The following is an 18,908-nucleotide window of genomic DNA, read 5'->3' as shown; positions in this document are numbered from 1 at the left end:
TGATACAATAGAACTATGGTTTAGCACTCATAGATAAAGAGTGCTAATAATATGATTGTCTTATGGAGGAAAGCAGATGTTGAAACCATTAGGAGACCGTGTGGTCTTGAAAATTGAAGAAAAAGAACAAACTGTCGGAGGCTTTGTCCTGGCAGGATCAGCCCAAGAAAAAACAAAAACAGCTAAAGTTGTAGCTACTGGGGAAGGTGTTCGCACCTTGAGTGGTGAACTAGTTGCTCCAAGTGTAAAAGCTGGAGATCAAGTTTTAGTTGAAGCTAATGCAGGTATTGATGTCAAAGATGGGGATGAAAAATATATCATCGTAGGTGAAGCTAACATCTTGGCAATTATTGAAGAATAGAAGGAGAAAGTAAGTATGGCAAAAGACATTAAATTTTCATCTGATGCACGTTCAGCTATGGTTCGTGGCGTTGATATTCTAGCAGATACTGTTAAAGTAACTTTGGGACCTAAAGGTCGTAACGTTGTGCTTGAAAAATCATTTGGTTCTCCATTGATTACCAACGACGGTGTAACAATCGCCAAAGAAATCGAATTGGAAGACCATTTTGAAAATATGGGTGCCAAATTGGTATCAGAAGTAGCTTCTAAAACTAATGATATTGCTGGTGACGGAACAACTACTGCAACTGTCTTGACTCAGGCTATCGTTCGTGAAGGAATTAAAAACGTAACTGCTGGCGCAAATCCAATTGGTATTCGTCGTGGGATTGAAGCAGCGGTTGCAACTGCTGTAGAAGCCTTGAAGAACAATGCCATTCCTGTTGCTAACAAAGAAGCGATTGCGCAGGTCGCTGCCGTTTCATCTCGTTCTGAAAAAGTTGGTGAGTACATCTCTGAAGCTATGGAAAAAGTTGGAAAAGATGGAGTTATCACTATTGAAGAATCACGTGGTATGGAAACAGAGCTTGAAGTTGTAGAAGGAATGCAATTTGACCGTGGTTATCTATCTCAGTACATGGTTACTGATAATGAAAAAATGGTTGCAGACCTTGAAAATCCATACATTTTAATTACTGACAAGAAAATTTCAAATATCCAAGAAATCTTGCCACTTCTAGAAAGCATTCTTCAAAGTAGCCGTCCGCTCTTGATTATTGCAGACGATGTTGATGGAGAAGCTCTACCAACTCTTGTCTTGAACAAGATTCGTGGAACTTTCAACGTAGTTGCTGTTAAGGCTCCTGGTTTCGGTGACCGTCGTAAAGCGATGTTGGAAGATGTTGCGATTTTGACAGGTGGAACTGTTATTACCGAAGACCTTGGTCTTGAGTTGAAAGATGCTACCATCGAAGCTTTAGGTCAAGCAGCTAAAGTGTCTGTTGATAAAGATAGCACAGTTATTGTAGAAGGTGCAGGAAATCCTGAAGCCATCGCTAACCGTGTCGCTGTCATCAAGTCTCAAATCGAAACAACAACTTCAGAATTCGACCGTGAAAAACTCCAAGAACGCCTGGCTAAATTATCAGGTGGAGTAGCAGTTATCAAGGTCGGTGCTGCAACTGAAACTGAATTGAAAGAAATGAAACTCCGCATCGAAGATGCCCTTAACGCTACCCGTGCAGCAGTAGAAGAAGGAATTGTTGCAGGTGGTGGTACTGCCTTAGTGAATGTCATTCCAGCTGTTGAGGCCTTAGAATTGACAGGTGACGAAGCAACAGGACGTAGCATTGTTCTTCGTGCCTTGGAAGAACCAGTTCGCCAAATTGCCTACAATGCAGGCTATGAAGGTTCAATCGTTATCGATCGTTTGAAAAATGCAGAAGCTGGTACAGGCTTTAACGCTGCGACAGGTGAATGGGTGAACATGATTGAAGCAGGTATTATCGACCCTGTTAAGGTTAGCCGTTCAGCCCTTCAAAACGCAGCTTCAGTAGCAAGTCTTATCTTGACAACAGAAGCAGTTGTGGCTAACAAACCAGAACCTGTAGCACCAGCTCCAGCTATGGACCCATCAATGATGGGTGGTTACTAGAGAATATAAAAATAACAGGTAGAGATGAAAGATTTTCTACCTGTTTTTTTACATGAAATGCAAAAGAGGAAGTTATGCTTCCTCTTGTTTATTTTATGGTTTGATAACTTCAGCTCCACCCATGTATGGACGAAGGATTTCTGGAATAGTAACAGAACCATCTTCGTTTTGATAGTTTTCAAGAATAGCAGCGACGGTACGTCCAACGGCAAGTCCAGAACCGTTCAAGGTATGTAGAAGTTTAACCTTACCATCGGCTTCATCACGGTAACGGATTTGGGCACGACGTGCTTGGAAATCTTCTGTATTGGAACAGCTTGAGATTTCACGGTAGGTATTTTGTGCTGGGATCCAAACTTCCAAGTCGTAAGTCTTAGCAGCTGAGAAGCCCATATCTCCTGTAGAAAGAGCAACTACACGGTATGGCAAGTTGAGTTTTTGAAGGATGTTTTCAGCGTTGGCTGTCATCTTTTCAAGTTCTTCGTATGATTCTTCAGGCTTGGCAAATTTCACCATTTCTACCTTGTGGAATTGGTGCAAACGAATCAAACCGCGAGTATCGCGACCAGCAGAACCAGCTTCAGAACGGAATGATGGACTCATAGCAGTAAAGTAGATTGGCAAGTCTTTTCCGTCAAGAATTTCATCACGGTAGTAGTTAGTTAGAGGAACTTCAGCTGTAGGAATGAGGACATAGTTGGTATCGCTAATCTCAAAAGTATCTTCCTTGAATTTTGGATATTGACCAGTACCAAACATAGAGTCATGGTTAACCATGTAAGGGGTGATGACTTCAGTGTAACCTTCTTTTCCGTGTTCATCCAACATAAAGTTGTAGATGGCACGTTCCAAACGAGCTCCGAGGCCTTTATAGAAGAGGAAACGAGCTCCAGTGACTTTTCCACCACGTTCCCAGTCAAGAATACCAAGGTCTTCTCCGAGATCCCAGTGGGCTTTTGGTTCAAAGTCAAACTCACGAGGAGTTCCCCAACGGCGAACTTCTACGTTATCATCTTCGTCTGCCCCAATAGGAACACTGTCAGCAGGGATGTTTGGAAGAGTAGTGGTAAATTCTGTCAATTTAGCATCGATTTCAGCTAATTCTGCATCGAGTGCTTTGACTTCGGCAGATAGGGTTTGCATGGCAGCAATCTTATCATCGGCATTTTCCTTGTTGCGCTTAGCTTGGGCGATTTCAGCAGAAACCGTGTTACGCTCTGCCTTGAGGGTTTCAACCTTGACCAAGATGTCACGACGTTTAGCATCGATTTCTTTCATCTCGTTCAAGATAGCAGCGTCTACACCACGTGTAGCCAATTTTTCTGCGACAGCATCAAAGTCTGTACGAATACGTTTGATATCTAGCATATAAACTCCTTTATGAAAAAAGCACACCTGACAAAGCGTTGGAGTGGCAGAGCCACGGTTCCATCCAACTTCACAGGTGTGCACTTGATTCTGTATTTGATTTAAAACAACGGTAGAATTTCACCTATCTCTCCTATCTGCTCGCAACATCCGCAGACTTTCTGGAAGAAGAGGATAACCTACTTATCCGTTTCTATGATTATACTAAACTTTCTATTTTTTTGCAAATAGATTTTTGATTTTACGACCGATGATTTGGAGTAAGGTTGGAAGCTTCACAACCTTTTCATTTCCGATTTTTTCCCGAGCAATTTTAAGAATTTTTCCGGAGTCTTTTGAGGCAAAGAGGAATTTTCCTTGGTCAGTGAAGACTTCGAAATGACGACTAACCTTGCGCCTAGAGACATTGGCTCCGATTTGATTAACGCTGGACCAGGGAATCTGAATGTAATCCTCAACATTACGGTCTGCGTAAAATTCTAAAGCCTGATCTCCAACCAGAAATTTTCCAACCTTTCCTGAAATGGAAAGATAGGAGGTTCCAGTAGTTTGCAGGTCAACGACTTTGTTAAGGGATTGTGCCATCTTTAGTCTTCCTTACTTTCACCAAAAAATGCCTGGTAAAGAGCCTTGATGGCTGCTTTCTCTTGGTCTTTGTGGACAACGAACATGATAGAAACTTCGCTAGACCCTTGGGACATCATTTGGATGTTGATATTATTTTCAGACAAGGCGCGAGTAGCAGTAGCAGTTACCCCGATATGACGCTTCATCTTTTCACCAACGATCATAATGATTGAGAGGTCATGTTCAATTTCAGCATGATCGACTTCTGCTTTTTGAACAAGTTGACGAAGGATTTCTTCTTCTTTAATAGGAGTGAGTTCACGTGAACGTAAAATGATTGACAAGTCATCGATACCAGTTGGCATATGTTCCCAACCGATATTTAAGTCTTCAAGGATTTGAAGAACTTTACGACCAAACCCAATTTCACGGTTCATAAGGTACTTAGACATATTGATGCTGACAAAGCCAGAGTCACCTGCGATTCCTACTACTGGGAATTTATCACTACTATGTTGTAGTACGATACGAGTACCTGGATGGTCAGGGTTATTGGTGTTCTTGATAACCAAAGGAATTTTCCCGCGGTAGGCTGGCAAGAGAGCTTCGTCATGGAGCACAGAAAATCCAGCATAAGCCAATTCACGCATTTCACGGTAAGTCAATTCAGGAATTGAGTGTGGTTTGTGAATAATACCAGGGTGAGCCGCAAAAATCCCATTAACATCAGTAAAGTTCTCGTAAAGGTCTGCTTTGACACCAGCAGCAATGATAGAACCTGTGATATCAGATCCACCACGGGAGAAGGTACAGATTTGGTTTTCTTTTGTGACACCGAAGAATCCAGGAATAACAAGGACTTCTGTGCCGTTATTGAGTTCCTCGATTTTATCATAGCTTGAAGGAATGATACGAGCGTTACCAGGTTCGCTTGTCACAACGATACCAGCTTCTCGTGGATGAACATAGCGAGCTTCTACTCCGTTTTGGTTGAAGTAAGCTGCAATCAGTTTGGCATTATTGTTTTCTCCTGCAGCAAGAAAGGTATCATAAAGAAATTCGTTGTTTTCAATTGGAAGAGTAGCGAGAGCTCGGATACTTTTAGAAATTCGTTCTAAAACAGCTGGTTTAAGTCCTAGTTCGCTAACCATTGTAGCATAACGGTCGATAATCCAATTTTGGCTTGCGCTGATATCATTTCCTGCTACATAATCACGATAATATTTAATCAAAGCATCCGTAACTTTTGTATCTTCAGCATCGCGCTTTCCTGGTGCAGATACAACTACAAAACGACGTTCAGGATCACTTTTTACAATGTCCAAAACCTTTTTCAACTGGCTTGCAGAGGCAAGTGAACTCCCTCCAAATTTTACAACCTTCATAAGAACTCCTCAGTTAGTATTTTATACGATTATAGCAGAAAGAAGGGCTTTTTTCAATCTGGAATAGGAAAACCACCTTCTTGTAAGAGGTCTGGACATGATTATCTCAACCAAACTATTTTAAAGATAGAAAATATATTTTCAAAATCGGCTGATACACTTTTTATCGATTTTTGCTTGTGTAAATAGAAATAAAAAGATATACTTTGAAGATAAAATAATTTAATCAGCTTTTTAAATTAAAGGAGTAGCTATGAATCATATTATCTTTCAAATTCAAGACGATTTAGCAACGATTACTTTAAATCGTCCCGAAGTGGCAAATGGTTTCCATATTCCTATGTGTGAAGAAATTTTAGAAGCACTGGAATTGGCTGAAAAAGACGATTCTGTTTCATTTATTCTCATCAATGCAGCAGGCAAGGTATTTTCAGTCGGTGGAGACTTAGTTGAGATGAAACGTGCTGTCGATGAAGATGATATTGCTTCACTTGCACGAATTGCTGAATTGGTTAATACAATTTCTTATAAGATTAAACAGATTCCTAAGCCAATTATCATGGAAGTGGACGGAGCAGTTGCTGGAGCCGCAGCAAATATGGCCTTAGCAGTTGATTTCTGTATTGCATCTGATAAAGCTAAATTCATCCAGGCTTTTGTAGGTGTGGGCTTAGCTCCTGATGCTGGTGGATTGTTCTTGTTGACTCGTTCATTAGGTGCAACGCGTGCAACACAATTGGCTATGACAGGCGAAGCATTTACCGCTGAAAAAGCCTTTGAAGCAGGAGCTTTGTATCGTCTATGTACTAGTGAACAATTAGAAAAAACAAGAGAACAATTGTTGAAGAAATTGAGACGTGGTTCTTCAAATTCTTATGCAGCAATTAAGAAACTTGTTTGGGAAAGTGAATTTAAACAGTGGCATGAATACGCTCAACTTGAATTAGAATTGCAAGAATCACTATCCTACACAGAAGATTTTAAAGAAGGTGTACGTGCACATTCTGAGAGAAGACGTCCAAAATTTGTCGGGAAATAAAAAAATGCTTGCGTAATTCTTTGAAGTTTGATATACTTTTTTTGTCAAATGTTTTGATTATTAAACTTTTTTGGTAAGGAGGGAAGAGAAATGGACTACCAACAAGTCAATGATTATTTAACATCAATTTTTAACAACGTCCTAGTGATTGAGGAAGTTAGTTTGCGAGGTAGTCGTTTCAAGGATATCTCCATCAAAGAAATGCACACGATTGATGTTATCGGTAAGTATCCAGAAGTGACTCCAAGTCAAGTTTCCAAAGAGTTGATGGTAACTCTAGGGACTGTGACAACGAGCTTAAACAATTTGGAACGAAAAGGATACATCGAACGGATTCGTTCAGATCAAGATCGTCGTGTAGTACATCTACTTTTGACAAAGAAGGGTCGTCTCGTGCACCGTCTCCATAAACGTTTCCATAAGGCCATGGTCGAAAGAATTATCGAAGGTATGAGTCCTGAGGAAATGGATGTTATGGGTAGAGGGTTGACAAATCTGTATCACTTTTTGGAGGATTTGAAATAATGGCTTTTGCAAAAATAAGCCAGGTTGCTCATTATGCTCCAGAGCAAATTGTCACTAACGAGGACTTGGCACAGATCATGGACACGAGTGATGAATGGATTTCAAGTCGGACAGGAATTAAAGAACGCCATATTTCAAAGACAGAATCAACAGGAGATTTGGCCACAGAGGTTGCAAGACAACTTCTAGAGAAAGCAGGTATTTCTGCAGAGGAACTAGATTTTATTATTCTAGCTACAATGACACCTGACTCGATGATGCCTTCAACAGCTGCTCGTGTTCAGGCCAAAATCGGCGCTCATAAGGCTTTTGCTTATGATTTAACAGCCGCTTGTAGTGGATTTGTCTTTGCGCTATCAACTGCAGAAAAGTTCATATCTTCAGGGGTTTATCGCAAGGGACTAGTTATCGGTAGTGAAACCATGTCAAAAACCTTGGACTGGTTTGACCGTTCAACAGCGGTCTTATTTGGAGATGGGGCTGGTGGTGTCCTACTAGAGGCGAGTGACCAAGAACATTTCTTGGCGGAAAGTCTCAATAGTGATGGTTCTCGTGGTGAGTGCCTCACTTATGGACAAACAGGATTGATTTCACCGTTTTCAATCCAAGAAGAGCCAGATGTTTTCTTAAAAATGGATGGTAGAGCAGTTTTCGACTTCGCAATTCGAGATGTGGCTAAATCCATTAAAGAGACCATCGAAAAGAGTCCGATATCAGCAGATGAACTGGATTATCTCTTGCTTCATCAAGCTAATATTCGAATTTTAGATAAGATGGCTAGAAAAATCGGTGTCGATCGTGAAAAGCTTCCTGCCAATATGACCAAGTATGGAAATACGAGTGCGGCAAGTATCCCGATTTTACTTTCTGAGTGTGTAGAAGAAGGGCTCATCCATTTGGATGGTAGCCAAAAAATTCTCTTGTCAGGTTTCGGTGGAGGTTTGACATGGGGCACACTTATTGTTACAATTTAGGTAATCATGTGGTGATCACATTGTTATAAAAAACTATTTATTTTAAAGGAGTCTATCATGGCAGTATTTGAAAAAGTACAAGAAATTATCGTTGAAGAACTTGGAAAAGACGCATCAGAAGTAACACTTGAATCTACTTTTGATGATTTGGATGCAGATTCATTGGACTTGTTCCAAGTTATCTCAGAAATCGAAGATGCTTTTGACATCCAAATCGAAGCTGAAGACAACTTGAAAACAGTTGGTGACTTGGTTGCTTACGTTGAAGAGCAAACAAAATAATTAGAATAAACAAAGAAGGAGTAGGGGAGACCCGCTCCCTCTTGTTTAGGTAATAGTTTGACTGTCAAATTATAATGTAGTCGAACTATTACGTAAGCAAGACATATGGAGGCAATATGAAAACACGTATCACTGAACTATTAAATATTAAATATCCTATCTTCCAAGGTGGAATGGCCTGGGTAGCAGATGGTGACTTGGCTGGAGCTGTTTCAAAAGCTGGTGGTCTTGGAATCATTGGTGGAGGAAACGCACCTAAAGAAGTTGTTAAAGCTAATATCGATAAGATTAAATCTTTAACAGATAAACCTTTTGGTGTTAACATTATGCTTCTGTCTCCATTTGTAGATGATATTGTTGACCTCGTTATTGAAGAAGGGGTTAAAGTAGTCACAACTGGTGCAGGAAATCCAAGCAAATACATGGAGCGATTCCACGAAGCGGGGATTACCGTTATTCCTGTAGTCCCAAGTGTAGCTTTGGCTAAACGCATGGAAAAAATCGGTGCAGATGCCGTCATTGCAGAAGGTATGGAAGCTGGTGGACACATCGGTAAATTAACAACAATGACCTTGGTTCGTCAAGTTGCTGCTGCTGTTTCAATTCCTGTAATTGCTGCAGGTGGTATTGCAGACGGTGAGGGAGCTGCCGCTGGATTTATGCTTGGTGCAGAAGCCGTGCAAGTGGGAACTCGTTTTGTAGTTGCTAAAGAATCAAACGCCCATCCAAACTATAAAGCTAAAATTTTAAAAGCTCGTGATATTGATACAACGATTTCAGCACAACATTTTGGACACGCAGTTCGTGCCATCAAAAACCAATTGACTCGTGATTTCGAGCAAGCTGAAAAAGATGCCTTCAAACAAGAAAATCCAGACTTAGAAATCTTTGAACAAATGGGCGCTGGAGCCTTAGCTAAGGCTGTTGTCCATGGTGATGTAGATGGCGGTTCAGTAATGGCCGGCCAGATTGCAGGTTTGGTATCTAAAGAAGAAACTGTTGAAGAAATCTTAAAAGATATCTACTATGGTGCAGCTGAGAAAATTCAAAAAGAAGCCGCTCGTTGGGCAGGAGTTACAAGAAATGACTAAAACAGCCTTTCTATTTGCAGGTCAAGGAGCCCAGTACCTTGGAATGGGACGTGAACTATACGACCAATATGCTATCGTCAAGGAAACAATTGACCAAGCTAGCCAAGTCTTGGGTTATGATCTCCGTGATTTGATTGATAATGATGAAAAAAAGTTAAATCAGACTCGTTATACGCAACCAGCTATTTTAGCTACTTCAGTAGCAATTTACCGACTTCTAGAGGAAAAAGGTTACCAGCCTGATATGGTGGCAGGTTTGTCTCTTGGAGAATATTCAGCCCTTGTAGCTAGTGGTGCTTTGAATTTTGAAGATGCAGTGGCACTAGTTGCTAAACGTGGTGCTTATATGGAAGAAGCGGCACCTGCAGGATCAGGGAAAATGGTAGCTGTGCTCAATACACCAGTTGAAGTTATCGAACAAGCTTGTCAAGAAGCTTCTCAACTTGGCGTTGTGACTCCAGCTAACTACAATACTTCAAGCCAGATTGTTATTGGTGGGGAGGTAGCTGCAGTAGATCGTGCAGTTGAACTCTTGCAAGAAGCAGGAGCAAAACGCTTGATTCCGCTAAATGTTTCTGGCCCTTTCCATACAGCTTTATTGGAGCCTGCTAGTCAAAAATTAGCACAAGCCCTGACAGCAGTTGAATTTTCTGACTTTGCTTGTCCTCTTGTTGGAAATACAGAAGCAAAGGTCATGGAAAAAGAACAAATAGCAGAACTCTTGACTCGTCAAGTTAAGGAACCTGTCCGTTTTTATGAAAGTATTGCAGTGATGCAAGAAGCTGGTGTGACTCGTTTTATCGAAGTTGGCCCTGGTAAAGTCTTGTCAGGATTTGTCAAAAAAATTGATAAAACGGCTCAACTTGCTAATGTGGAAGATCAAGCAAGTCTACAAGCACTCTTAGAAAATTAGACTAATGTGGTAGAAGTTCTGAAAGGAGAAAAATGAAACTAGAACAGAAAAATGTCTTTATTACAGGCTCAAGTCGAGGAATTGGTCTTGCCATTGCTCATAAATTTGCTAGCTTGGGAGCTAACGTTGTCTTGAATAGTCGTGGTGAAATCTCCGAGGAGCTTCTAAACGAGTTTAAACCATATCGTGTGAAGGTACTTGCTATTTCTGGTGATGTCTCAGACTTCACAGATGCAAAACGCATGGTGGATCAAGCGATTGAAGAACTAGGTTCAGTTGATGTCCTAGTGAATAATGCTGGGATTACTCAAGACACCCTCATGCTGAAGATGACAGAAGAAGATTTTGAGAGGGTCTTGAAAATCAATTTGACAGGTGCCTTCAATATGACACAAGCTGTTTTGAAACAGATGATAAAAGCACGTGAAGGTGCTATTATCAACATGTCGAGTGTTGTCGGTTTGATGGGAAATATCGGTCAAGCAAACTACGCTGCTTCTAAAGCTGGTTTAATTGGATTTACTAAATCAGTAGCACGTGAGGTTGCCAATCGTAATGTGCGTGTCAATGCTATTGCACCAGGAATGATTGAATCAGATATGACTGCAGTCCTATCTGATAAGGTGAAAGATGCTATGTTAGCACAAATTCCGATGAAACAATTTGGCCAAGCTGAGCAGGTCGCAGAGGTCACAGCCTTTCTTGCAAGCCAAGATTATCTAACGGGACAGGTCATTGCAATTGATGGTGGACTAACCATGCAATAAGAGTTAAAATAGAGGTATGAAAATGAAACTAAATCGAGTAGTAGTAACAGGTTATGGATTAACATCTCCAATCGGTAACACACCAGAAGAATTTTGGAACAGTCTTAAAAATGGAAAGATTGGAATTGGTGAAATCACCAAATTTGATCACAGTGCTTTTGATGTTCATAATGCAGCAGAAATTAACGATTTTCCGTTTGACAAATATTTTGTAAAAAAAGATACTAATCGTTTCGATGATTATTCTTTATATGCCTTGTATGCAGCTCAAGAAGCAGTGAACAATGCTAATCTTGACGTAGAAGCGCTTGATAAAGATCGCTTTGGTGTCATTGTTGCATCAGGTATCGGTGGAATCAGAGAAATCGAAGACCAAGTGCTTCGTCTTCACGAAAAAGGTCCAAAACGAGTAAAACCATTGACACTTCCAAAAGCCTTGCCAAATATGGCAGCAGGAAATGTTGCTATGCGCTTTGGTGCAAATGGTATCTGTAAATCTATCAATACAGCTTGTGCTTCATCAAATGATGCTATCGGAGATGCCTTCCGTTCTATCAAGTTTGGTTTCCAAGATATCATGTTGGTTGGTGGTTCAGAATCATCAATTACTCCATTTGCGATTGCAGGTTTCCAAGCCTTAACAGCTCTTTCAACAACAGAAGATCCAACTCGTGCTTCTATTCCATTTGACAAAGACCGTAATGGATTTGTCATGGGTGAAGGATCAGGTATGTTGGTTCTTGAAAGCTTAGAGCACGCAGAAAAACGTGGAGCAACGATCCTTGCCGAAGTTGTTGGTTATGGTAACACTTGTGATGCCTACCACATGACTTCACCACATCCAGAAGGCCAAGGTGCTATTAAAGCTATCAAACTTGCCTTGGATGAAGCTGAAATCACACCAGACCAAGTAGCCTATGTCAATGCTCACGGTACATCAACTCCAGCTAATGAAAAAGGAGAAAGTGGAGCGATTGTAGCTGTTCTTGGCAAGGAAGTACCTGTATCTTCAACCAAGTCATTTACAGGACACTTGCTCGGTGCAGCAGGTGCAGTTGAGGCTATTGCAACAATTGAAGCAATCCGTAACAACTATGTTCCAATGACAGCTGGAACAACAGAATTGTCAGACTACATTGAAGCAAACGTTATTTATGGACAAGGCTTGGAACATGAAATTCCTTATGCTATCTCAAATACTTTTGGATTTGGTGGGCATAACGCAGTTCTTGCTTTCAAACGTTGGGAGAATAAGTAAAAATGAATTTAAATGAAATCAAAGACTTGATGGCACAATTTGACCAGTCGAGCTTGAAAGAATTTTCTTATAAAAATGGAACGGACGAGTTGGTCTTCAGTAAGAATGAAGCGAAACTTGTGGCAGAAACAAGTCCAGCACCTCAACCTGTAGTTCCAGCAGCTGTACCTACAGTTGCACCACAAGCTCAAACTACACCAGCTGTAGAAGCAGTTTCAGAATCAAGTGCTAGTGAATCTGTAGCTGAGGGGGACCTTGTAGAAAGTCCACTTGTCGGAGTTGCTTACTTGGCTGCTGGACCGGACAAACCTAATTTTGTTTCAGTTGGTGATACTGTTAAAAAAGGCCAAACCTTGGTCATCATTGAAGCTATGAAAGTTATGAATGAAATTCCAGCACCTAAAGACGGTGTCGTAACAGAAATTCTTGTTGAAAATGAAGAAATGGTTGAGTTCGGGAAAGGCTTGGTACGTATCAAATGATTGATATTCAAGGAATTAAAGAAGCTTTGCCACATCGCTATCCCATGCTCTTAGTGGACCGTGTCTTGGAAGTTAGCGAAGACACCATTGTTGCTATTAAAAATGTAACGATAAACGAACCTTTCTTCAACGGACACTTTCCAGCCTACCCTGTAATGCCAGGTGTCTTGATCATGGAAGCTTTGGCACAAACAGCAGGTGTTTTGGAATTATCAAAACCTGAAAACAAAGAGAAGCTTGTCTTCTATGCTGGTATGGATAAGGTTAAGTTTAAGAAACAAGTTGTTCCTGGTGATCAGCTTGTCATGACAGCAACTTTTGTCAAACGTCGTAGCACAATTGCAGTAGTAGAAGCGAAGGCAGAAGTAGATGGTAAGCTTGCAGCAAGCGGTACTCTGACCTTTGCTATTGGAAACTAGGGAGGTTTTCCATGTTTCGTAAGATTTTAATTGCCAATCGTGGTGAAATTGCTGTTCGTATTATTCGTGCGGCACGAGAGTTAGGAATCGCAACAGTCGCTGTCTATTCGACTGCTGACAAGGAAGCTCTCCACACGCTTTTGGCTGATGAGGCTATCTGTATCGGCCCTGGGAAGGCTACAGAATCTTATCTGAACATCAATGCCATCCTATCAGCTGCGGTCTTGACTGAAGCTGAAGCTATTCACCCTGGATTTGGTTTTTTAAGTGAAAATTCCAAATTTGCAACTATGTGTGAAGAAGTCGGTATCAAATTTATCGGGCCATCAGCTCGAGTCATGGATGTCATGGGAGATAAAATTAACGCCCGTGCTCAAATGATTAAGGCTAATGTGCCTGTCATTCCAGGATCAGATGGAGAAGTCCATACTGCAGAAGAAGCGCTTGCTGTTGCCGAAAAAATTGGTTATCCAGTTATGCTGAAAGCTTCAGCTGGAGGTGGTGGTAAAGGAATTCGTAAGGTTGAAAAGGCAGAAGACCTTGTATCAGCCTTTGAAACAGCCTCTAGTGAAGCTAAAGCAAACTTTGGTAACGGGGCTATGTACCTCGAGCGTGTGATTTATCCTGCTCGCCACATTGAGGTACAGATTCTTGCTGACCAGATGGGACATGTGATTCACCTAGGTGAGCGTGACTGTTCGCTTCAACGGAACAATCAAAAGGTTTTAGAAGAAAGTCCTTCGATTGCTATCGGGAAAACACTTCGTAATGAAATTGGTGCTGCAGCAGTCCGTGCAGCGGAGTCTGTTGGTTATGAAAATGCGGGGACCATCGAATTTCTACTAGATGAAGCAACTGGGAAATTCTACTTTATGGAGATGAATACTCGTGTCCAAGTAGAACATCCAGTAACCGAATTTGTTTCTGGTGTGGATATTGTCAAGGAACAAATCCGTATTGCGTCAGGTCAACCTTTGACTCTGAAACAAGAAGACATTGTTCTAAAAGGACATGCTATTGAGTGCCGTATCAACGCAGAAAACCCAGCCTTTAATTTTGCACCGAGCCCTGGTAAGATTACCAATCTTTATCTACCAAGCGGTGGTGTTGGCTTGCGTGTTGACTCTGCAGTTTATCCGGGGTATACCATTCCACCATACTATGATAGTATGATTGCTAAAATTATTGTTCATGGTGAAAATCGTTTTGATGCACTCATGAAAATGCAAAGAGCTCTTTATGAACTCGAAATTGAAGGGGTCGTCACCAATGCTGATTTTCAACTCGATTTGATTTCAGATCGTCGTGTGATAGCAGGGGACTACGATACTTCATTCTTGATGGAAACTTTCTTACCACACTATCAAGAAAAAGAATAATATAAAAAGTATGAGACTGAAAAGGGGGATGTATGGCTCTATTTAGTAAAAAAGATAAATATATACGAATTAATCCCAATCGTTCACTTAGAGAAAAGCCCCAAGCCAAGCCTGAGGTTCCAGACGAACTCTTCTCAAAATGTCCAGGTTGTAAACATACCATTTACCAAAAGGATTTGGGGAGTGACCGTATTTGTCCTCACTGTGGCTATACCTTCCGTATTTCAGCTCAAGAGCGTCTTGCTTTAACCATTGACATGGGAAGCTTCCTAGAGATGTTTACAGGAATTGAGACACAAGATCCATTGGAATTTCCAGGCTACCAGAAAAAATTAGCCTCTATGCGTGAAAAGACAGGTCTTGATGAGGCTGTTGTCACAGGAACTGCTTTGATTAAGGGTGAAAAAGTTGCTCTTGGAATCATGGATTCTAACTTTATCATGGCGTCTATGGGAACAGTAGTTGGTGAAAAAATCACTCGTTTGTTTGAATACGCGACAGCTGAAAAATTACCAGTCGTTTTGTTTACAGCATCTGGTGGAGCACGTATGCAAGAAGGAATCATGAGTTTGATGCAGATGGCTAAAATCTCTGCAGCAGTCAAACGTCATTCCAATGCAGGTCTCTTTTACCTAACAATCCTTACTGATCCAACAACTGGTGGTGTTACAGCTTCCTTTGCTATGGAAGGGGATATTATCTTGGCAGAGCCTCAAAGTTTGGTAGGATTTGCTGGACGTCGTGTCATTGAAAATACCGTAAGGGAAGATTTGCCAGAGGATTTCCAGAAGGCAGAGTTTTTGTTAGAACATGGATTTGTGGATGCGATTGTTAAACGGAGAGAATTGCCAGATATGATTGCTCGATTAGTAAGGTTACATAAGGGGGATTGTTGATGAATATTGCAAAAATCGTCAGAGAAGCACGTGAACAAACCCGCTTAACTGCCTTGGACTTCGCAACAGGAATATTTGATGACTTTGTAGAGCTACATGGTGATCGCTCTTTCCGAGATGATGGTGCTGTTATTGGTGGTATCGGTTGGTTGGGAGACCAAGCAGTAACTGTTGTTGGAATTCAAAAAGGTAAAAGCTTACAGGATAATCTTAACCGTAACTTTGGACAACCTCATCCTGAAGGTTATCGAAAAGCCCTTCGCTTGATGAAGCAGGCTGAAAAATTTGGCCGTCCTGTTGTAACTTTTATCAACACGGCTGGAGCCTATCCTGGTGTTGGTGCAGAAGAACGTGGTCAAGGTGAAGCTATTGCTCGTAACCTCATGGAGATGAGCGATCTTAAGGTGCCGATTATCGCTATTATTATTGGTGAAGGTGGTTCTGGTGGAGCCCTAGCTCTTGCAGTAGCTGACCGTGTCTGGATGTTAGAAAACTCGATCTATGCAGTTCTCAGTCCTGAAGGTTTTGCTTCTATCCTTTGGAAGGATGGCAGTCGTGCCATGGAAGCTGCAGAGTTGATGAAGATTACTTCTTTTGAATTGCTAGATATGAAAATTGTTGATAAGGTTATATCTGAGGTAGGTCTATCAAGCAAAGATTTAATCAAGCAAGTCAAAGAACAACTTCAGGCAGAACTCAATGAACTTGGTAAACTTCCGCAAGATCAACTTATTGAGGAACGTTACCAACGCTTTAGAAAATACTAAGAAATATAAAAAAGCTAGAACTAACTATAAGTTCTAGCTTTATTCTTGTTCTCGGAAAGAATGATTCATTTGATTGAAGTGAAATAAAAAAGTGTTTGACAGAAGTCAAACACTTTTTAGAGATTTAGTTTTCTTCAGTTACGAATTGACTGAGTAGTCCGTTGATGAAACGGGCTGACTTTTGATCTGAAAAGCTTTTTGCAAGTTCAATAGCTTCATTCACAGCTACGAGTTGAGGAGTATCAAAAGAAGTAATTTCGAAGACTCCTAAACGCAATAGATTCTTTTCTACTAAGGTTAGACGGTCAATCGTCCAACCAGCCTTTAAATGCTGAGTGATTTGTTTATCTAGTTCCTCTTTTTGAGCTTGAACACCAGATACAAGATCGATTAGGAAACTAGGGAGTTTTACCTCGTCGTCTTCTCGATCATGAGTATAAGCGAAGCGACAAGCAGTTTCAATATCAGAACCATATTCAAGACTCATCAGTGCTTGGAAGGCACATTTTCTTAGTTCGCGTCTGGATTCTAATAATGGATTAGTCATTGAGGAAGTCCTCATCAAACAAATCTGTTAATGCTGGTTTCGGTGTTTTATCTGGTGCAATACCAGCAACGTGAATGTTTACAGCTGAGAGTTCGATGTCAGCCATATTACGAACAGCATCTTTTACAGCTTTTTGAATAGCCATTGCAACTTTAGGTACTTTGACACCGTACTCTAGATAGAGATAGATATCAGCTGTTAACTCTTCTTCAGATTCTTTTAGATAGACGCCACGACCAAGTGAAAGTTTTGAAAGGGTGTCAGATACTGATTTGTTTGAAAAAGAGTGGACACCATCAACTTTAGCTGTAGCGATAGCAATGATTTTTTCAAGTACACGTGGGGCGATAACGATTTCGCCTAATTGTTCTTCAATTCCCATAGAATGACCTCTTTCTTAGAGATTAGGCACGAGAAACATAAGTTCCTTCTGCAGTGTTGATAATGAGTTTTTGTCCTGCTTCAATGAAGTCTGGAACGTTAACGACAAGTCCAGTTTCCATTGTAGCTGGTTTACCAGAACCTGTAACAGTAGCACCTTTAATAGATGGTTGTGTTTCAGCAACTGTCAATTCAACAGTTGTAGGAACTGTTACACCGATGACTTCAGTTCCGTAAAATTGAATTTTAACTTCAGAATTTTCAAGGATGTAAAGTAATTCGTTTTCAACATTTACAACAGGAATTTCGTATTGGTCGTAAGTTTCAGTGTTCATGAAATAAGCTGTTTCATCCATTTTGTACAAGTATTGTGCTGGTACAGTTTCGATAATCGCTTGTTCAAATTTTTCCTCTGGACGGTAGCTAGTTTCAAATGTTGAACCAGTACGGACATCACGCAATTTCATACGCATGATAGTGTTACCTTTACCTGGTTTGTGGTGGCTAGCTTCCAAAACGCGGATCAATTTTCCGTCAGCTGTTTCAAAGGTCATACCAGCCTTTAATTTACTTGCTTCAATCATGTTTTTACCTCTTTAATAAAATAATTTACTCTTTATTGTATCATAAGTCGTTAGATTTCTCAAATATCAGGGAAGTGAGATTAGTTGACAGGAACGATGTTTCCTTCTTCATCTTTGGTTACCAATACGTACTTGCCATCAACTTCGATGTAGAAGTTTTTATTAGTTGGTTGTTCAGGAGTAGCAACTTGCTCAGGACTTGAAGTTTGTACCGGATTAACAACTTGGTTTGGATCAGCAGGTTGTACTGGGGGAACAGTTTGATTTGGGCTAACAGGTTGAGCTTGTTGGTTTAATTGACCACCAAGTGTTTGCCCTAGGTTCATTCCCATAATCATGTTCATACCATTGCCATTACCTTCGTTATTAGCTGCAGCAATAAGAGCTTCGTTACGAGCACGACGTTCTTCAATCTCGATGGTATTGTATTTCATAGCAACGAGTTCGCTGTCAAGTTTACGTACAATCTCCATGCTTTCTTGGTCGTAGCTCAAATCCTCAAGAAGGATATTGGTTGCTTCAATACCGTAAAGTCCTGTCCATACCTTGTTGACTTCTTGTTTAGCAAGTTCATTGAAAGTATCTTGGTTGGCATTGAGGCTATAGATATCAACTCTGTTTTCATTGGTATACTTAGCGATAGCAATTGCGATTTTAGGAGAGATATTTTGTCGAAGTGTTCCTTGAGCAATATCTTGGAGTGTAAATGGTTTATGTTCCTCAATTTGTTGACTGATAGAGCTAACATAGAAAAGAACTGGATCCGCAACTTTGATGTCAAACAAACCGTAAAAACGGATATTGAGCATTTGTTGGTAACGTTCACTGAAATACTCTACAGCATTTTGGGTACCAAATTTATTCCCTGCGATTGGTTGCATACGGATAAAGATGATTTCTTGTCGAGTAATGACTTGTCCACCAAAAGAGAAGCGGTTTTTGAAGTTTTCCCAAGTACCCTTGATTCCACCTTTTTCAAGAAGCCAAGCGTTATCACCTGCACGCCATTCATGGCTTCCAGCTTCGAGGACATCCCCTAGGAAGGTACCATTATTGACAAGAACAGCAACATATCCTTGAGGAACAATGACAACAGAACCGTCTGTTAATAGTCCTGTATTTTGATTGCTTTGTCTTGAACCACCGTCAGGATCTTTTGTAAGAAGTTGGCCCTTGATGGCCATAACATCTGCAGAGACTTGGTCTGGAAGTACAACGGCTTCCTTGAATTTGCTATCATTAAAACTATTTAGCCCAGCTGAAAGGGCAGCGCGAATAAATCCCATAA

General features: G+C 40.8%; 22 protein-coding genes. 15 read left to right on the top strand and 7 right to left on the bottom strand.

Going from position 1 to position 18,908, the window contains the following annotated elements; genetic code table 11:
* Window positions 1-76 precede the first annotated feature (76 nt).
* Window positions 77-361 carry a co-chaperone GroES gene (gene groES, locus HMPREF1481_RS06925; RefSeq protein ID WP_016466770.1) on the top strand — a complete coding sequence of 95 codons (285 nt, stop codon included), beginning with the start codon at window positions 77-79 and terminating at the stop codon, window positions 359-361.
* A gap of 15 nt (window positions 362-376) precedes the next feature.
* The gene (gene groL / locus HMPREF1481_RS06920) at window positions 377-1,996 is read left to right on the top strand and encodes a chaperonin GroEL (protein WP_016466769.1); all 1,620 of its coding nucleotides are present in this window, start codon (window positions 377-379) and stop codon (window positions 1,994-1,996) included.
* Window positions 1,997-2,089: 93 nt separating this feature from the next.
* Here the strand turns inward: groL and serS are convergent, their stop codons facing one another.
* From serS to HMPREF1481_RS06905, 3 genes are all read right to left on the bottom strand, one after another.
* A complete protein-coding gene (gene serS / locus HMPREF1481_RS06915) occupies window positions 2,090-3,364 on the bottom strand; it encodes a serine--tRNA ligase (protein WP_016466768.1) in 1,275 nt (424 codons plus the stop codon).
* Between the two features lie 213 nt (window positions 3,365-3,577).
* Window positions 3,578-3,949 carry a DUF956 family protein gene (locus tag HMPREF1481_RS06910; protein WP_016466767.1) on the bottom strand — a complete coding sequence of 124 codons (372 nt, stop codon included), beginning with the start codon at window positions 3,947-3,949 and terminating at the stop codon, window positions 3,578-3,580.
* Window positions 3,950-3,951: 2 nt separating this feature from the next.
* Window positions 3,952-5,316, bottom strand: coding sequence for an aspartate kinase (locus HMPREF1481_RS06905; protein ID WP_016466766.1), 1,365 nt, complete (start codon window positions 5,314-5,316; stop codon window positions 3,952-3,954).
* Window positions 5,317-5,569: 253 nt separating this feature from the next.
* Between HMPREF1481_RS06905 and HMPREF1481_RS06900 the strand changes: the two genes are divergently transcribed.
* The 13 genes from HMPREF1481_RS06900 to HMPREF1481_RS06840 all read left to right on the top strand — a co-directional run bounded on the left by HMPREF1481_RS06900 (window position 5,570) and on the right by HMPREF1481_RS06840 (window position 16,108).
* Window positions 5,570-6,355: an enoyl-CoA hydratase gene (locus HMPREF1481_RS06900; protein ID WP_016466765.1), complete on the top strand. Its 786-nt coding sequence runs from the start codon at window positions 5,570-5,572 to the stop codon at window positions 6,353-6,355.
* A gap of 90 nt (window positions 6,356-6,445) precedes the next feature.
* Entirely contained in the window at window positions 6,446-6,880 is a 435-nt protein-coding gene (fabT, locus tag HMPREF1481_RS06895; RefSeq protein WP_016466764.1) for a fatty acid biosynthesis transcriptional regulator FabT, read from the top strand.
* A complete protein-coding gene (locus HMPREF1481_RS06890; RefSeq protein ID WP_016466763.1) occupies window positions 6,880-7,854 on the top strand; it encodes a beta-ketoacyl-ACP synthase III in 975 nt (324 codons plus the stop codon). Before fabT ends, HMPREF1481_RS06890 begins: the two co-directional genes overlap by 1 nt.
* A 57-nt stretch (window positions 7,855-7,911) precedes the next feature.
* Complete coding sequence (locus HMPREF1481_RS06885; RefSeq protein ID WP_000257840.1) at window positions 7,912-8,136, top strand: acyl carrier protein; 225 nt, start codon at window positions 7,912-7,914, stop codon at window positions 8,134-8,136.
* 116 nt (window positions 8,137-8,252) lie between these two features.
* Complete coding sequence (gene fabK / locus HMPREF1481_RS06880) at window positions 8,253-9,227, top strand: enoyl-[acyl-carrier-protein] reductase FabK (protein ID WP_016466762.1); 975 nt, start codon at window positions 8,253-8,255, stop codon at window positions 9,225-9,227.
* Window positions 9,220-10,140 carry an ACP S-malonyltransferase gene (gene fabD, locus HMPREF1481_RS06875; RefSeq protein ID WP_016466761.1) on the top strand — a complete coding sequence of 307 codons (921 nt, stop codon included), beginning with the start codon at window positions 9,220-9,222 and terminating at the stop codon, window positions 10,138-10,140. Before fabK ends, fabD begins: the two co-directional genes overlap by 8 nt.
* Window positions 10,141-10,172: 32 nt before the next feature.
* Window positions 10,173-10,907: a 3-oxoacyl-[acyl-carrier-protein] reductase gene (gene fabG, locus HMPREF1481_RS06870; RefSeq protein WP_016466760.1), complete on the top strand. Its 735-nt coding sequence runs from the start codon at window positions 10,173-10,175 to the stop codon at window positions 10,905-10,907.
* A gap of 22 nt (window positions 10,908-10,929) precedes the next feature.
* The gene (fabF, locus tag HMPREF1481_RS06865) at window positions 10,930-12,165 is read left to right on the top strand and encodes a beta-ketoacyl-ACP synthase II (RefSeq protein WP_016466759.1); all 1,236 of its coding nucleotides are present in this window, start codon (window positions 10,930-10,932) and stop codon (window positions 12,163-12,165) included.
* 2 nt (window positions 12,166-12,167) lie between these two features.
* The gene (gene accB, locus HMPREF1481_RS06860) at window positions 12,168-12,647 is read left to right on the top strand and encodes an acetyl-CoA carboxylase biotin carboxyl carrier protein (protein ID WP_016466758.1); all 480 of its coding nucleotides are present in this window, start codon (window positions 12,168-12,170) and stop codon (window positions 12,645-12,647) included.
* Complete coding sequence (gene fabZ / locus HMPREF1481_RS06855) at window positions 12,644-13,066, top strand: 3-hydroxyacyl-ACP dehydratase FabZ (RefSeq protein ID WP_016466757.1); 423 nt, start codon at window positions 12,644-12,646, stop codon at window positions 13,064-13,066. The genes accB and fabZ overlap by 4 nt, the downstream gene beginning before the upstream one ends.
* Before the next feature lie 11 nt (window positions 13,067-13,077).
* A complete protein-coding gene (gene accC / locus HMPREF1481_RS06850; protein WP_000488670.1) occupies window positions 13,078-14,445 on the top strand; it encodes an acetyl-CoA carboxylase biotin carboxylase subunit in 1,368 nt (455 codons plus the stop codon).
* Between the two features lie 32 nt (window positions 14,446-14,477).
* Window positions 14,478-15,341, top strand: a complete 864-nt coding sequence (accD, locus tag HMPREF1481_RS06845) for an acetyl-CoA carboxylase, carboxyltransferase subunit beta (protein WP_004251892.1) — start codon at window positions 14,478-14,480, stop codon at window positions 15,339-15,341.
* Window positions 15,341-16,108 (top strand): acetyl-CoA carboxylase carboxyl transferase subunit alpha, encoded by a 768-nt coding sequence (locus tag HMPREF1481_RS06840; RefSeq protein ID WP_016466756.1) that lies wholly within the window; start codon window positions 15,341-15,343, stop codon window positions 16,106-16,108. The genes accD and HMPREF1481_RS06840 overlap by 1 nt, the downstream gene beginning before the upstream one ends.
* A gap of 124 nt (window positions 16,109-16,232) precedes the next feature.
* Here the strand turns inward: HMPREF1481_RS06840 and nusB are convergent, their stop codons facing one another.
* The 4 genes from nusB to HMPREF1481_RS06820 all read right to left on the bottom strand — a co-directional run bounded on the left by nusB (window position 16,233) and on the right by HMPREF1481_RS06820 (window position 18,906).
* Window positions 16,233-16,655, bottom strand: coding sequence for a transcription antitermination factor NusB (gene nusB, locus HMPREF1481_RS06835; RefSeq protein ID WP_016466755.1), 423 nt, complete (start codon window positions 16,653-16,655; stop codon window positions 16,233-16,235).
* Window positions 16,648-17,037: an Asp23/Gls24 family envelope stress response protein gene (locus HMPREF1481_RS06830; protein WP_016466754.1), complete on the bottom strand. Its 390-nt coding sequence runs from the start codon at window positions 17,035-17,037 to the stop codon at window positions 16,648-16,650. The genes nusB and HMPREF1481_RS06830 overlap by 8 nt, the downstream gene beginning before the upstream one ends.
* A 22-nt stretch (window positions 17,038-17,059) precedes the next feature.
* The gene (efp, locus tag HMPREF1481_RS06825; protein WP_016466753.1) at window positions 17,060-17,620 is read right to left on the bottom strand and encodes an elongation factor P; all 561 of its coding nucleotides are present in this window, start codon (window positions 17,618-17,620) and stop codon (window positions 17,060-17,062) included.
* A gap of 80 nt (window positions 17,621-17,700) precedes the next feature.
* Window positions 17,701-18,906 carry an SPFH domain-containing protein gene (locus tag HMPREF1481_RS06820; protein WP_016466752.1) on the bottom strand — a complete coding sequence of 402 codons (1,206 nt, stop codon included), beginning with the start codon at window positions 18,904-18,906 and terminating at the stop codon, window positions 17,701-17,703.
* Window positions 18,907-18,908 lie beyond the last annotated feature (2 nt).

It is taken from the genome of Streptococcus sp. HPH0090 (genome assembly GCF_000411475.1).
Lineage (GTDB): Bacteria > Bacillota > Bacilli > Lactobacillales > Streptococcaceae > Streptococcus.
Note: the sequence above shows the minus strand (reverse complement) of the source record. Positions and strands in the feature narration are given on the sequence as shown.